The 13050-nt window shown below is 47.3% G+C and carries 12 protein-coding genes; 6 read left to right on the top strand and 6 right to left on the bottom strand.

Going from position 1 to position 13050, the window contains the following annotated elements:
* Positions 1–44: 44 nt before the first annotated feature.
* Entirely contained in the window at positions 45–872 is an 828-nt protein-coding gene (locus ACYVGR_RS21370) for a universal stress protein (RefSeq protein ID WP_460960439.1), read from the bottom strand.
* Between the two features lie 196 nt (positions 873–1068).
* Between ACYVGR_RS21370 and ACYVGR_RS21365 the strand changes: the two genes are divergently transcribed.
* The 4 genes from ACYVGR_RS21365 (at position 1069) to adhP (ending at position 4077) form a co-directional block, all read left to right on the top strand.
* The gene (locus ACYVGR_RS21365) at positions 1069–1569 is read left to right on the top strand and encodes a hypothetical protein (RefSeq protein ID WP_460960437.1); all 501 of its coding nucleotides are present in this window, start codon (positions 1069–1071) and stop codon (positions 1567–1569) included.
* 16 nt (positions 1570–1585) lie between these two features.
* Positions 1586–2476 carry a universal stress protein gene (locus ACYVGR_RS21360; protein ID WP_460960435.1) on the top strand — a complete coding sequence of 297 codons (891 nt, stop codon included), beginning with the start codon at positions 1586–1588 and terminating at the stop codon, positions 2474–2476.
* An 8-nt stretch (positions 2477–2484) separates the two neighbouring features.
* Positions 2485–2883: a hypothetical protein gene (locus ACYVGR_RS21355; protein WP_460960433.1), complete on the top strand. Its 399-nt coding sequence runs from the start codon at positions 2485–2487 to the stop codon at positions 2881–2883.
* A gap of 108 nt (positions 2884–2991) precedes the next feature.
* Positions 2992–4077: an alcohol dehydrogenase AdhP gene (gene adhP, locus ACYVGR_RS21350; protein ID WP_460960431.1), complete on the top strand. Its 1086-nt coding sequence runs from the start codon at positions 2992–2994 to the stop codon at positions 4075–4077.
* A gap of 147 nt (positions 4078–4224) precedes the next feature.
* Here adhP and ACYVGR_RS21345 read toward each other — a convergent pair whose 3' ends face one another.
* Positions 4225–5445 carry an acetate/propionate family kinase gene (locus ACYVGR_RS21345; protein ID WP_460960429.1) on the bottom strand — a complete coding sequence of 407 codons (1221 nt, stop codon included), beginning with the start codon at positions 5443–5445 and terminating at the stop codon, positions 4225–4227.
* A 217-nt stretch (positions 5446–5662) separates the two neighbouring features.
* Here ACYVGR_RS21345 and glgP point away from each other — a divergent pair, with 217 nt between their 5' ends.
* The gene (glgP, locus tag ACYVGR_RS21340) at positions 5663–7330 is read left to right on the top strand and encodes an alpha-glucan family phosphorylase (RefSeq protein ID WP_460960427.1); all 1668 of its coding nucleotides are present in this window, start codon (positions 5663–5665) and stop codon (positions 7328–7330) included.
* On the opposite strand, the gene mgtA is transcribed toward glgP, so the two are convergent.
* Complete coding sequence (gene mgtA / locus ACYVGR_RS21335) at positions 7331–9904, bottom strand: magnesium-translocating P-type ATPase (protein ID WP_460960425.1); 2574 nt, start codon at positions 9902–9904, stop codon at positions 7331–7333.
* 112 nt (positions 9905–10016) lie between these two features.
* The gene (locus ACYVGR_RS21330) at positions 10017–10835 is read right to left on the bottom strand and encodes a universal stress protein (protein WP_460960422.1); all 819 of its coding nucleotides are present in this window, start codon (positions 10833–10835) and stop codon (positions 10017–10019) included.
* Positions 10836–11109: 274 nt separating this feature from the next.
* On the opposite strand from ACYVGR_RS21330, the gene ACYVGR_RS21325 reads away from it, so the two are divergent.
* Complete coding sequence (locus ACYVGR_RS21325) at positions 11110–11547, top strand: hypothetical protein (protein ID WP_460960420.1); 438 nt, start codon at positions 11110–11112, stop codon at positions 11545–11547.
* Positions 11548–11814: 267 nt separating this feature from the next.
* On the opposite strand, the gene ACYVGR_RS21320 is transcribed toward ACYVGR_RS21325, so the two are convergent.
* Together ACYVGR_RS21320 and ACYVGR_RS21315 are read right to left on the bottom strand one after the other, a co-directional pair.
* Positions 11815–12072 (bottom strand): RagB/SusD family nutrient uptake outer membrane protein, encoded by a 258-nt coding sequence (locus tag ACYVGR_RS21320; protein ID WP_460960813.1) that lies wholly within the window; start codon positions 12070–12072, stop codon positions 11815–11817.
* 419 nt (positions 12073–12491) lie between these two features.
* Entirely contained in the window at positions 12492–12899 is a 408-nt protein-coding gene (locus ACYVGR_RS21315; RefSeq protein ID WP_460960418.1) for a hypothetical protein, read from the bottom strand.
* Positions 12900–13050: the final 151 nt, after the last annotated feature.

Genomic DNA, 13050 nt, shown 5'->3' with positions numbered 1-13050 from the left:
CTTGCCATCTACGCTCTTGCATAAAGCAAGGCTTTAGGATAGCCTTACACGCGCATTACTAAAACTGGCTTCGTTGAATGATTGAGTACATCTTCGGCAACGCTACCTGCTAAAAGGTGCCGCAGTCCTTTGTAGCCATGCGTGAATACTAAAATCAAATCCGCATTTACCTCGTCCGCGTACTCAATTATCCCCTCTGCCACGGTGCTGGCCTGATGTATTGCACAGTCGAACTCCGTAATTCCTTTAGCCCTGGCAAACTCATTTACCCAGTCGCGTATTCCTTCCGGAACCCGACTGTCGGTGGGCGTCAGTACATACAAAAACTGATGTAAACCCCGCTCGCCCAGCTGAAATGGGTAATGCTGCATGGCTTTAAGACGGTCATCCACGTCAATGGCACAAATAATATTCTCGGGCCGAAAATGGGCAATGGGTTTCTTGATAATCAGTACCGGACAATGTGCATAGCGAACAATACTTTCCGCATTGGAACCAATCAGCCACTCTTCCAGACCTGACGCCCCTTCCGAACTCATTACAATTAGATCCGCTGGCTGGTCGGTAACGTTGTCGACAAGCCCCTGCCCATTCGTCAATAAAGTTGGGCGTATGGACACCCCTTTATACGCACTGTTCGATGCCATCCGCTCCAGTGCTGTTTTTGCCGTTTGCTCGATCTCCTGAATTTCTTCTACCGTACGGTTCACCGTAATCGTTGCTGCTTCTGCATAAGCAGGCATTGGTAAAGGATAGACTACTGAATGTAGCAGGAGGATTCTGGCTGGGTATGTTCTGGCTAAATCAACAGCAACGGATAAAGCCGCATCGGATTCGGGACTCAGGTCGGTGGGAACAACAATCGTTTTCATGACTATGCCGGTTAAAATGAACGGAACAAAGTAAGTCCCGTAAACAGGCCTGCACACTGATAATTGACCGATAACTCCCTGATTTATATCATGGTTCGACCTGAGTTACCTCTGGGTTTCAAGGAAATAGAACGCCTAGCTTTGATGCAGACTAACGGCCCAATAGACTTGAGCATCGTTAAAATTCCTATCAGTCATGGAAACACTTGACCAATTTCTAACCATTGCCTATGTCGTCACGAATATCTTCTCAGTCGTGCAACTGATTGGCAGTTATCGTTGGCCAGCAACCACTCGGGTACTGTTCTTTGTGCTCTTTGGTCTGGCTGCGTTTGTCAATAGTCGAAATGCCCTCGAAACGCCCTGGGTTTATCAGAGTTTTGCAGACTATGCCATCCCGTTATATAGACGTTTTATTCTGGGCTTGTTTGATACGTTCACCACGCCTATTGTGCTTAGCATCGGGGTTGCGCAGGTGTTGATTGCCGTTTCCATGTTCCTGAAGGGCGACTGGTTCCGCATGGGTTGCTTAGGTGGTATGGTTTTCTGCCTGGCCATTGCACCCCTCGGAATAGGTTCTGCTTTCCCGGCATCGCTTTTCCTGGCACTAGCCTTTTTCCAGCTTTATCGACGAGACATCCGCCCCACTTTCAGGAAAGTTCGCAGGCATGATCACGCCCTTTTGCCCATTGATTAATAAACCTCTTTCTCGCATGTATACAATTCTGTTATTAACTGATTTTTCGGCTGCTTCGCGCCATGCTATTGCTTACACTCAGGCCTTATTTGGGGATACAGCCGTCGATTTCTGTTTACTTCACGTATGCCCCCTGGAACCAGAAATGGAATTTGCAGGGGCAACGTTGCTGGCGGAACGCTGGCAAACGGCGGAAGCATCATTGAATCGTCTCCAGCAGGAACTAGCTCAGGCCCCAGAGCCAATTTATCATACCTATCGTACGCTACTCAGAATGGGCGAACCAACTGGAGTCGTGAACCAGTTGCTGGTCAAAGAGACAACTAAATTTGATCTGGTCGTGCTGGGAGCCACTGGATCAGGGTGGAGTGAGCTAGCGGGAAGCGTGGCCACCGCAATGGTTCGGGAAGCCAAGACCAATGTTCTGGTTGTGCCAGACGATGCCCCGATTCGGCCAGTTGATCGACTTGTTCTGGCAACCGATTACCAATCAATCATTGACGTACAGTCACTGCGCTTCCTGAGCGAATTAGCCAACCGGAAAGCCGCTTCGTTAACCCTACTGACTATCGAAAATCCGCTAGGTACCAAGGCGCCAGCGTCAGAGCTTAGCCGCCAATATGTTCTCAGAGCTTTGGAAAGTGTTTTGACCGATACCTATACCATTCACGATGACAACGTATTACACGGCATCGATGCCTATATAAAAACGCATACCGTCGATTTGCTGGTTATGCTTCCGCACCACAAAAGCTTTTTTGACGTGCTGCTTCACAAAAGTGTCAGCCGGTCAGTAGCCTTTCATCCTTCAGTGCCATTGCTGAGCCTGTACGATGTTAATCATCAGTCAATTAGCTCGAATGATTCATCCGCGCTGGATAAAATTCCGTTTGCTACTTTTTTGTAAATCAGACCATGAGAACCGAAAAATACCGTCAGCTAATCGATGTTCACTTAGTACACCGGGTGTGGCAGAGTGAGCTGGACATTGCGCTTCAGGAAGTAAATTTTTGGGAAGCGCTTCTCAACTCGTTACATGCGGATACAGAGCCTGACCCATCAGCACGCGACGAAACCTGGAAGACCGAACTGGCTCAACTTCATCATTTTCGACGACTCATCAAGCGGTTACAGGAAGAAATGCAGCAGCTTGATGAGCAAATAGCCGCCGGTGTCCGCGTCGACCACGTATTGGATACCGATTCACGGCTCACCCACCAGTATGTCCAGACAGAGATGGATAATTTTCACGCCGATTTTCGAGCCTTTAAAACGGAAATCCGGCAATACATAACGGCTCAACCGACATTCTGATTTACAATCATCACCAAAAATCCCGGCATCTACTTTTGCCTTACTTACTCAATAACCGTTAACGCGTATTGGATACTTCGTTTTTCGATATCCTTAATCAATCAAACTATGATACCATCGACAATGAAAGCGGCCGTTGCCCGGAGTTACGGTCAGCCTCTCCAGATTGAAGAAGTTCCCGTGCCAACCGTTACACCGGGGCGCATTTTAGTAAAAGTGGCCGCCTGCGGAGTTTGCCACACCGACCTGCACGCGATTAATGGCGACTGGCCGGTTAAGGCAACTCTCCCCCTGATTCCGGGCCATGAGGGTGTGGGCACCGTAGTCGCTATTGGCGAAGGCGTAACCCAGGTACAGGTTGGGGACCGGGTAGGTGTTCCCTGGCTGTATACGGCCTGTGGCCATTGCGAACATTGTCATACGGGCTGGGAAACCCTCTGCGAGAGCCAGCAAAATACCGGCTACTCAGTACAAGGAAGTTACGCCGAATACGTACTGGCCGATCCAAACTATGTCGGTCATTTACCAGATGCCTTATCCTTTGAGGAAGCCGCTCCCATTTTGTGTGCAGGCGTTACGGTTTACAAAGGGCTGAAAGAAACCGAAGTCAAGCCCGGCCAGTGGGTCGTTATTTCCGGCATTGGCGGGTTAGGGCATATGGCGGTTCAGTATGCCAAAGCGATGGGTATGAAAGTAGCTGCCGTTGATATTCAGGACGATAAATTAGCCTTGGCGAAAAGTGTGGGAGCTGACCTGCTGATTAATGCCGCCACGGAAGACCCCGTTGTCGCAATCCAGCAACGCATCAAAGGGGCACACGGCGTACTGGTTACAGCCGTCTCACGATCTGCTTTTGCACAGGGAGTTGGCATGCTTCGTCGGCATGGAACGATGGCACTGGTTGGTTTACCACCGGGTGATTTCGACATGAATATCTTCGATCTGGTATTGACCCGAAAAACAATACGGGGATCGATTGTGGGGACTCGGCAGGATCTGGTCGAGAGTTTGGCGCTGGCTGCCGATGGAAAAGTAAAGGTTCATTATCATTCCGACCGACTGGAGAATATCAATCAGGTACTAGCCGATATGACGGCAGGGAAAATAGATGGACGGGTCGTACTCCGTATTTCTGAAACTAAAGTAGAGCACCAAACACAGCTTAACTACACACTGGCTGACGTAATCGCCTAAAAGATGCCATCAGGGATAAATACTAAGCGGGTCGAAATCGTCGTATCTCGACCCGCTTAGTATTTATCCATAAGTAGCTCACTTACTCCGAAGCAACTTTTAGAAAACAAGTTTCAATGGCCACGACCAGCGGTATTCGTGTCTGGTTCATGGCAAAGAGGAATTAAGTGAAGTTGGGTTAGTAAACGAAAAGAGTTGCCAGGTATAGCGGGCAATGATAACTTCTTCATTCGTGGGGATAACACGTACTACAGGCGTATGCCCTTCTGGCGAGATAATAGCTGCATTCGATCTGTTCCGTTCTGGATTAATTTTGATTCCAAGGAAATCAAGGTGATCACAAATGCGGGCCCGAATGGCAGGCGCATTTTCGCCAATGCCGCCCGTAAAGATTAGTGTATCAATACCATTCAGTACAGTAGCCATCGCTCCCAGTTGTTTTCGGGCCAGATAACAATACAGGTCAATGGCCTGAGCAGCCGCCTGATTATGACTTTCCTGTTGAAGCAGTTCCTGCATGTCGGAGCTAATGCCCGAAACACCCTGTAGGCCCGATTCATCATTCAGCAAATGGCTTAGTGTGGATGCATCCATCTGCCTGTTCCTGATTAGATACAGCAAAACGCCAGGGTCGAGGTCGCCTGTTCGGGTACCCATCATTAAACCGCCAGTTGGTGTAAAGCCCATCGTTGTGTCCAGACTTTTTCTCTGACAAACAGCGGCCATACTGGCACCGTTGCCCAGGTGTGCAATTAAAACACGTTCCTGAGCCGCTACTGGGCCAGCCTCTTTTGCCAATTGATTTACTACGTATTCGTAAGACAATCCGTGGAATCCGTAGCGGATAAGACCTTCCTTGGCCAATTGTCGGGGTAGCGGTAATCGGGTAGCCGTATCAGGCATAGTCCTATGAAAGGCGGTATCAAAGCAAACCACCTGGGGCAGATCAGGGTATAGTTGACTAACCGTTTCAATCAAACTGATTTCTGCTGGCAAATGATCAGGTGCCAGAGGAATCAATAGCCTTAAATCGGTCAACAGGTCTGGAGTGACCCGTTGCGGTGCCCGATGCGATCCTCCATGTACCAGCCGGTGTCCTACGGCACTAAGTTTGACGTTAGTTTGTGTAGCAAGCCAGTTGAAGAGCGTTGTGAGGGCAGTGGCATGGTCTGACAAATCGTGTTGACTAGCATGCGTCTGATTCGATTGGTCGGTTACCTGAAACTGTCCATTCGGCAAACCGATACGGGTTAATTTGCCAGCCAGACACAATTGTTCATCAGGGGTATAAACGGCAAATTTTAAACTTGACGACCCACTATTCAAAATAAGTGCTAAACCGGTTACCTTTTGAAAACCTTCATTCATAATCAGGAAATACAGCCATTAGTCAGGCGGGCTACGTTTCGTTTGTAAAGCTGGGAAATGTATGTATCGCCAGCTATGATACGACTCACTCAAACAACTGTTTGGGATCACTCGTTCTGATAAAAATCAACGGGCTGCCTGCTTCCTCTCAGATCGATAACGGTACCGAATACCGATCTTCGACTCCGAAACGCATACACACCTATTCTCTCCTCATATGGATTCTACGGTTGCCCCCTTCTCTCGACAAATCGCTTATTTTTCGATGGAGTTTGCCTATGTGCAGGCTCTAAAAACCTATTCAGGTGGCCTGGGTTTTCTGGCCGGTTCCCACATGCGAAGCGCCTATGAACTCCAGCAGCCAATCGTAGCCGTGGGCATTCTGTGGAAGTATGGCTATTATGATCAGGTGCGTAAGGCAGATCAAACGATGGATGTGCTATTCATGGAAAAGCACTATAGCTTTTTGGAACCAACCAATCTAAAATTTCAGATTCTGGTCAACCACGCGCCCGTCTGGGTCACGGCTTATTACCTGCCGCCAACGGTTTTTGAGACTGTACCTACCTATTTTTTATCAACGGATTTGCCCGAGAACGACTATCTGGCGCAAACGATCTGTCATAAACTCTACGACCCGAATCCGGAAACCCGCATTGCGTCGAGTATTCTGTTGGGCATTGGCGGAGCTAAATTGCTGGAACAGCTACACATTCCCCCCGATGTGTACCACATGAACGAGAGCCACCCTTTGCCCGTCGGGTTTTACTTATACAATCAATTAGGAAGCCTGGAAGCCGTTCGGGAACGGCTGGTGTTTACAACGCACACCCCCGAAGAGGCTGGTAATCCACGAACGGATATTCGCTTATTAGATCGGATGGGCTTTTTTGATGAACTGCCGTTAGAAACCGTTCGTCAACTTACGGGCATCAACGATGATTTGTTTAACTGGGCGTTGGGCGCACTTCGAATGTCGGGAAGAGCGAATGCCGTCTCTCAGAAACATCGGCAGGTCAGTGAGCAAATGTGGCAAGGAACTTCGGCTATTTGTCCAATACTAGCGATCACAAACGCCCAGAATCAAACCTTTTGGGGTGATCCTGCATTAAATCGGGCAGCAGCCATAAACGACGATGCTACCCTCCAGGCCAGAAAGCAAATCAATAAAAAAGCCTTGTTCGAATTGGTTGCGAATCAGACAGGCGACCTGTTCAAGCCCGAGGTATTTACGCTGGTCTGGGCACGTCGGTTTGCAGGCTATAAACGGGCAGATATCCTACTAACCGATTTGGCCCGATTTGATCGGCTACTCACCAACTCACGTTATCCTCTGCAAATTATCTGGGCAGGAAAGCCCTATCCGTTCGATTATTCCAGTATCGGTACGTTCGATCGGTTGGTTCATGTTTCCAAACAATACGCCAATTGTGCCGTGCTGATCGGCTATGAACTTTATCTGTCTAAACGTCTCAAACAAGGAGCGGATCTATGGCTAAACACCCCGCGCCTGACGCGCGAAGCATCGGGCACCAGTGGTATGACAGCCGCCATGAATGGAGCCATTAACTGCTCGACGAATGACGGTTGGATTCCAGAATTTGCCCGTAACAGGCAGAATAGTTTTGTGTTACCCGAGGCTGATCTGAGCTGGCCGGTGCATGAGCAGGATGCCTTTGATGCCGATAACCTATATACGTTATTGGAGACAGTCATCTTGCCGATGTATTATGAGCAGCCTCAGGAATGGGCACGAATTATGGCAAACAGTATTCAGGACGTTGTACCTTACTTCGATTCGAATCGGATGGCCAGCGACTATTACGAAAAACTGTACTCACTTCCGCAAACTATTTATTCGCGGGAAGAAGCCGTCGCGATTTAATTAGGATTGATGTTGCCGATTCTGTCTGGCCGAAAAATTTCGGTAAAACCAGCGCTTCATTAATTCTGCCGACACAACATAAACGCCAACGATACCCAGTACCGCTCCATATAAGGGAATAGGGAGCGGACTGAAACCAAACAGGCGACCGAGAGACGTCAGTGGCAATAGCACGACGACAATGGCGACAAAACCGGTGGCGATGGCTAGCCATTTACCCGGTTTAGCACGATAAAACGCCCGGCGTGTGCGAACGACCAGCACGATGGTTGACGCCGACAGCACCGACTCGACAAACCAACCCGTCTGGAACAAACTCTCGTTGGTTTTGAACAGCCAGATCAATACGCCAAAGCTGACATAGTCGAATAGAGAGCTGAGAAGGCCAAAGCTCACCATAAACCGCCGAATAAACCCCAGATTCCACTGCGTAGGCTTTTTGACACCTTCAGTATCAACATGGTCGGAACTAATGGTCATTTCAGGAAGGTCGGTGAGCAGGTTCGTTAACAGAATCTGCGTGGGTAGCAACGGCAGAAACGGCAAAAATAACGACGCTCCCGCCATGCTGAACATATTACCGAAGTTGGCGCTGGTGGCCATGAAAATGTATTTCATGGTGTTGGCAAATGTCCGGCGACCTTCCCGAATTCCGTCGATCAATACGTTTAAGTTTTGTTGAAGCAGCACAATGTCTGCCGATTCCTTGGCCACGTCTACGGCAGAATCGACCGAAATGCCGACATCGGCTGCGTGCAGTGCACTGGCGTCGTTAATGCCATCGCCCATGTACCCAACTACATAACCCGATTTTTGTAGTGCCAGGATTATGCTTTCTTTTTGATTTGGTTCAACTTCGGCAAACACATGAACGTCAGTTACTTTTTTTCGTAAGGCTTCTGTACTCAGTTGCTGCAAGGACGATCCGGTTAGTACCTCGGGACAGTCGATGCCCATTTGACGCGCGACGCATTGGGCTACCAGTGCATTATCGCCGGTAATCATTTTTAATTGAATGCCAAGCCTTTTCAGGTCAGTCAGCGTTTGGGCAATCCCGACTTTGGGCGGATCAAATAAGGTAATGAATCCAAGGAAGGTCATGCCGACTTCATCCTGTTTTACGATGTCGCGTTTCCCATTGGTTAGTTTGGTGGCGAGGCCCAACGTTCGAAACCCCTGACCACTAAGTTCCTCGTACAGTGCTTCAATCTCGGCCAGGCAGTCGGCTAGTGGTACAATAGAGCCTGCTCCCGCATCAACAAATTGGCATACATCCAGAATGTTTTGCAAAGCGCCCTTGGTTGTCATCACCGTCTGGCCCTCAATTTCCGTCAGAATGGTGAGCCGTTTTCGGATAAAATCATAGGGAATTTCATCGACACGCGGATAGATCGATACATCCATTTGGTTGAATGCCAGAATGGCCTCATCAATTGGATTGCGAAACCCCTGTTGAAGCTGCGCATTGATGCTGGCCATTAATTGTGCGCGCGTTGAAGGGTGCCCTTTGCTGTCTATAATCCGGTCTACCCGAACATGGCCTTCCGTTAAGGTTCCCGTTTTATCTGAACAGAGAACGTTCATGCTCCCAATGTTTTCGATGGACGAGAGTCGCTTGACAATTACCTGTTGCCTGGCCATCCGGCTGGCGCCTTTAGCCAAGTTGATGCTGATAATGGCCGGTAATAGTTGTGGCGTCAGGCCAACGGCAATCGCTAATGAAAACAGAAAGGCGTTCAATACGGGCTTATGCAGGCCCACATTAATGGCAAATATGAGAATGACCAACAGAAGCGTAATTTCCATAAGTAAGTAGCCGAATTGCCGGATACCCCGCTCAAAATCCGTTTCAGGCGGCATACTGCTGATTCGCTGGGCAATATGACCAAGTTCGGTTTGCTGCCCAGTTTGAACAATAACCGCCCGACCACTACCACTCACCACATGAGAACCCATGAACAGCGCGTTATGCCGTTTGGCAATGGGTATATCGGCAATGAGTACGTCAGGATGTTTATCGACAGGATAGGTTTCCCCCGTCAGCGCTGCTTCATTAACGAACAATTCGTTGGCATTCAGCAAATAACAATCAGCAGGAATAAGGTCACCCGCCCGCAGGCTTACCACATCGCCCGGAACAAGCTCTTCAACGGGAATGTCGATTTGAGTTCCGTCCCGGAATACCGTCGTTTTTACTGTTACGATGGCTAGTAATTCCCGCATCGCGTTCGATGCACTTTTTTCCTGCCAGAAACTCAATAGTCCACTCAGAAAAATGATAACGAAAATGATACCAGCGTCCGTTGAATCCCCCAGACTCCACGAAAGCACCGCAGCCGCCAGCAGAATCAGTGAAATCGGGCTTTTAAACTGACTCAACAGCAAACCAATGGCCGATACCTGACTTTTCGTTTGGAGTTGGTTTAAGCCCGTTTTCTGACGAATCGGCCCAACTTGCTCCGTTCGCAACCCTGACTCTGTTGTCTGCAACTTCGTCAACAGCATATCCGATGGCATAGCCCAGTATACCGACAAACCTTCGGTTTCTGGCGGTATAGTATCAACAGGGGTCATAGTTTCAGTAGCCAGCAACGCACATTAAGAACCAGCCCAAGCGTCCTGGGCTGGTTAATGGTAACGCTCAAGAATTGGGGTAAAACAACTAAAAAGAACGACTTTATCGTAGTTAAACAACGGCCAGCAACGGGATGTCAGTCAGTCGAGCCATGCGCTGGGTTTCGCCTTCCGAAACTAATTTCTGGAACCAGTTTCTATTCTGAGGTAGCATCATAATCAGATCAGCTTTGTTCGTATGAGCAAACTGAAGGAATGTATCGTACAGCTCATCGCCGGTCACAATACTCAACGTATGCGGTTGAGGAATCAGCAGCCGCCGGATATGCTCCGCTCGCTCTTTTAGCTCCTCATCATCAGGAAACTCACTAACACAGAGCACATTAATAACACAACCAAACGTTCGGGTTAACGTAAGTGCAGTTTCCATAGCCACCGAATCAGGTGGCTGGTTCAGGTCAATACAAAGGACAATGTTTTTAAGTTGGGCGTAACCAACTCTTGGCGGTATCAGCAAAAGCGGCACGTTCGTTTCAGACACCATACCTGTGGCAATGCTCCCCATTAACTGGGCACTGGCAGGTGCCGTTCCCACAGTCGACATAACTAATAAATCGGCATGTACAGTTTTTGTTGCCTCACGAATGGCATTCATCGTATGTCCCTCTCGCACGATACACTGTATGGGCTTATCAGGATGAACTTTGTTCTGAATCTCATTAGCCAGATGATTCAAGGCCTTTTCATTACTCTCCTGCATTGCCTTGATTGAGAGGGGAAAGTCTCCCGTTTTAGCCGGATTATCAGGCCAGAGATGAAACGCATGAAATAGAATAAGTTGAGCATTCTGCTCTTTGGCCAAATTGGCTGCGAAATAAGCCGCCTGTTTGGCATTAGCTGAAAAATCGGTGGCAAGAAGAATGGTTTTCATAAAGCAGCTAGATGTAGTTTTTTGAAAATCGGAGTAATAGAGAAGGGCTTTTTAGGCGTTATCTTAACAAGTTGACTTGTCAAAAATACACGACTAGTAGAAGTTAGGAGCTGAGTTGCCTTAGGGGTGTAGGTGATTCTGGTCAGCCAACTGCCTGCGTTGACAAAGACGATAGAACCCAAAGAATCGATAGAAACTAAATTGGACGAGTACTAGTAAAAATTAGATTGTTGGCGCATATCTCTTTGTCCAATAGAACGTTAACTTATTTACTATGAAGTTTAGTTGTTATACCACTTTATTCGCTCTCCTTATCGGGCTTTTTTCCTGTAAAGGAAATGATGCCCAACCTGAGCATTTAGGCTTGCCAGGCACATGGGTTATGTTTAAACGAGATGCTTTTATTGGCGATAAATGGGTTGCTCAGTCAATAACTTCATCAACGGTACAAACGATCACTTTTACAAACCCTAACCAACTATCTAGCACTATTCTAAATGACACTACATTAACGAACTTAACCTATTTTGAACAGGCTGGCAGTCCGACTGGCATTGTTGGCGTGTTTCTCCTGGTAAAGAAAACCCCAGCTAGTGCGGCTGGGAAATCGTTCTATTACACGTTGACAGCTAAACAAGATACGTTACGCTTGACAGAGTTTGGCCAGACAGAACCATATGTGCGTTATTCGTACGGTTTTCGTCGGCTTTAGCGAATCATGCAATGCATATCGTAGACTTTTATTCCTACAGTTTATTTCTTAAAAATAAACAAGCAGGCTTGTAGAAGACAATAATATCTTCTACAAGCCTGTTTATAGTCTTCAATTCTGATTACTAGTGCTTTACCAAAGTAGATTTTGTTGATTCTATCGGATTCTATTGACGATATTCCTACTGATAATCAATACCTAAACCATCAAGTAGAATCAACCGCGCGGGCGAACCCGAGAATCGATAGAATCTAAATTGGACAAGCACTAGTAACCCGGATTCTGGGTTATGTTCGAATTAACCGCCATTTGTTGAATTGGGATTGGGAATAACAGATACTTCGGATCGCTCGTATAATTCTTTTCGTAAAACGGTTGCAGAAACTTACCGAAGCGAATCAGATCCTGCCGTCGCCAGTTCTCGATATACAATTCCCGACCTCGCTCGTCCAACAACGCATTCAGGTCCACCGTGGTTAAGGCGGTGGCTCCGCGTGAAGGATGCGTGCGAATGGCATTGACCAGCGAGAGGGCTGTATTCCCTAGATTTTCGATAGCCGTTTAGGAGGGATTTGACTGGCTATTGCAGTGTCAGCGGGGCCGGATATACTAATGCGAAAGATGAATCATTTACGATCCAGCACTTAAGCGTAAAAAACTAAAAAAGCACCTAACATTTCCGTTAAGTGCTTGATAATAAAAGTATCTTCTTATTGCTTTGCCCAAATAGGCTTTAATGGTAACTCTCTAAAATAGAGCAATTTATGCCACTATAAATATAATAGCTTAATGCCTTCTTTAAACCCAGCCAAGAGTGTCTATGCCCATTATGTGGCGATTTATGGACTATAAAGACCAACTGTTAACCGTTTCCGAATCGATCTGCAAGTTGTTAAACCAATTAAGTTACAGGTCGATTCGGGATATTAGGTATCCAAATTTGGCTAATCTTCAATCCACAGTAATTCAAATTGGTGAACTGTTGCCGGTTGGCGTGGCTGAATAACTTCTGTCGGACTTGGGACACTTGAAAGGTATTTCTTTTGAAATAGCAATTCGATCTTTTTTGCTAGCTCTTTATAACTCTCATTGCCAGGATAGACACGTAGGGCATTGGTCAGTTTATACAATTCATCAACTGTAAAGGTTTCTTCCTGGAGATCTTGTCGTAACTCCAGATTAACCTGTTTCTCCAGATAACACCGATCAAAGTCGAGTGGTATGGGAGGAGTTAAGCCACAATTGTCGAGTCGAATAACGTCGGTCGACTCTTTAAGGAATCCTTGATCTAAAAGCCATTCATAGAAGGCATTCCAGGTTCTAAACTGAGACGGCAGCGTAGGATTATGCATAGCTTAAAAGAGGGTTTGGATTATCTAAAGCCCATTTACTAATCAGACAAATCGATTAGCAACGAGCCTTTAATGTACTTACTCCGCAGTTAGCGAAGCTTTCTTATATATACGGATGAATGTATGTATGGGTTTTAAAAAAAGACCATTA

The organism is Spirosoma litoris (genome assembly GCF_054776755.1).
The sequence above is the reverse complement of the archived record's forward strand: the minus strand, read 5'-3'. Positions and strand labels throughout refer to the sequence as shown.

Coding starts and splice junctions, on each gene's coding strand:
- ACYVGR_RS21365 (WP_460960437.1), top strand. CDS start 1,069: ATGGAAACACTTGACCAATTTCTAACCATTGCCTATGTCGTCACGAAT.
- ACYVGR_RS21345 (WP_460960429.1), bottom strand. CDS start 5,445: ATGAATGAAGGTTTTCAAAAGGTAACCGGTTTAGCACTTATTTTGAAT.
- adhP (WP_460960431.1), top strand. CDS start 2,992: ATGATACCATCGACAATGAAAGCGGCCGTTGCCCGGAGTTACGGTCAG.
- ACYVGR_RS21330 (WP_460960422.1), bottom strand. CDS start 10,835: ATGAAAACCATTCTTCTTGCCACCGATTTTTCAGCTAATGCCAAACAG.
- ACYVGR_RS21370 (WP_460960439.1), bottom strand. CDS start 872: ATGAAAACGATTGTTGTTCCCACCGACCTGAGTCCCGAATCCGATGCG.
- mgtA (WP_460960425.1), bottom strand. CDS start 9,904: ATGACCCCTGTTGATACTATACCGCCAGAAACCGAAGGTTTGTCGGTA.
- ACYVGR_RS21360 (WP_460960435.1), top strand. CDS start 1,586: ATGTATACAATTCTGTTATTAACTGATTTTTCGGCTGCTTCGCGCCAT.
- ACYVGR_RS21325 (WP_460960420.1), top strand. CDS start 11,110: ATGAAGTTTAGTTGTTATACCACTTTATTCGCTCTCCTTATCGGGCTT.
- ACYVGR_RS21315 (WP_460960418.1), bottom strand. CDS start 12,899: ATGCATAATCCTACGCTGCCGTCTCAGTTTAGAACCTGGAATGCCTTC.
- glgP (WP_460960427.1), top strand. CDS start 5,663: ATGGATTCTACGGTTGCCCCCTTCTCTCGACAAATCGCTTATTTTTCG.
- ACYVGR_RS21355 (WP_460960433.1), top strand. CDS start 2,485: ATGAGAACCGAAAAATACCGTCAGCTAATCGATGTTCACTTAGTACAC.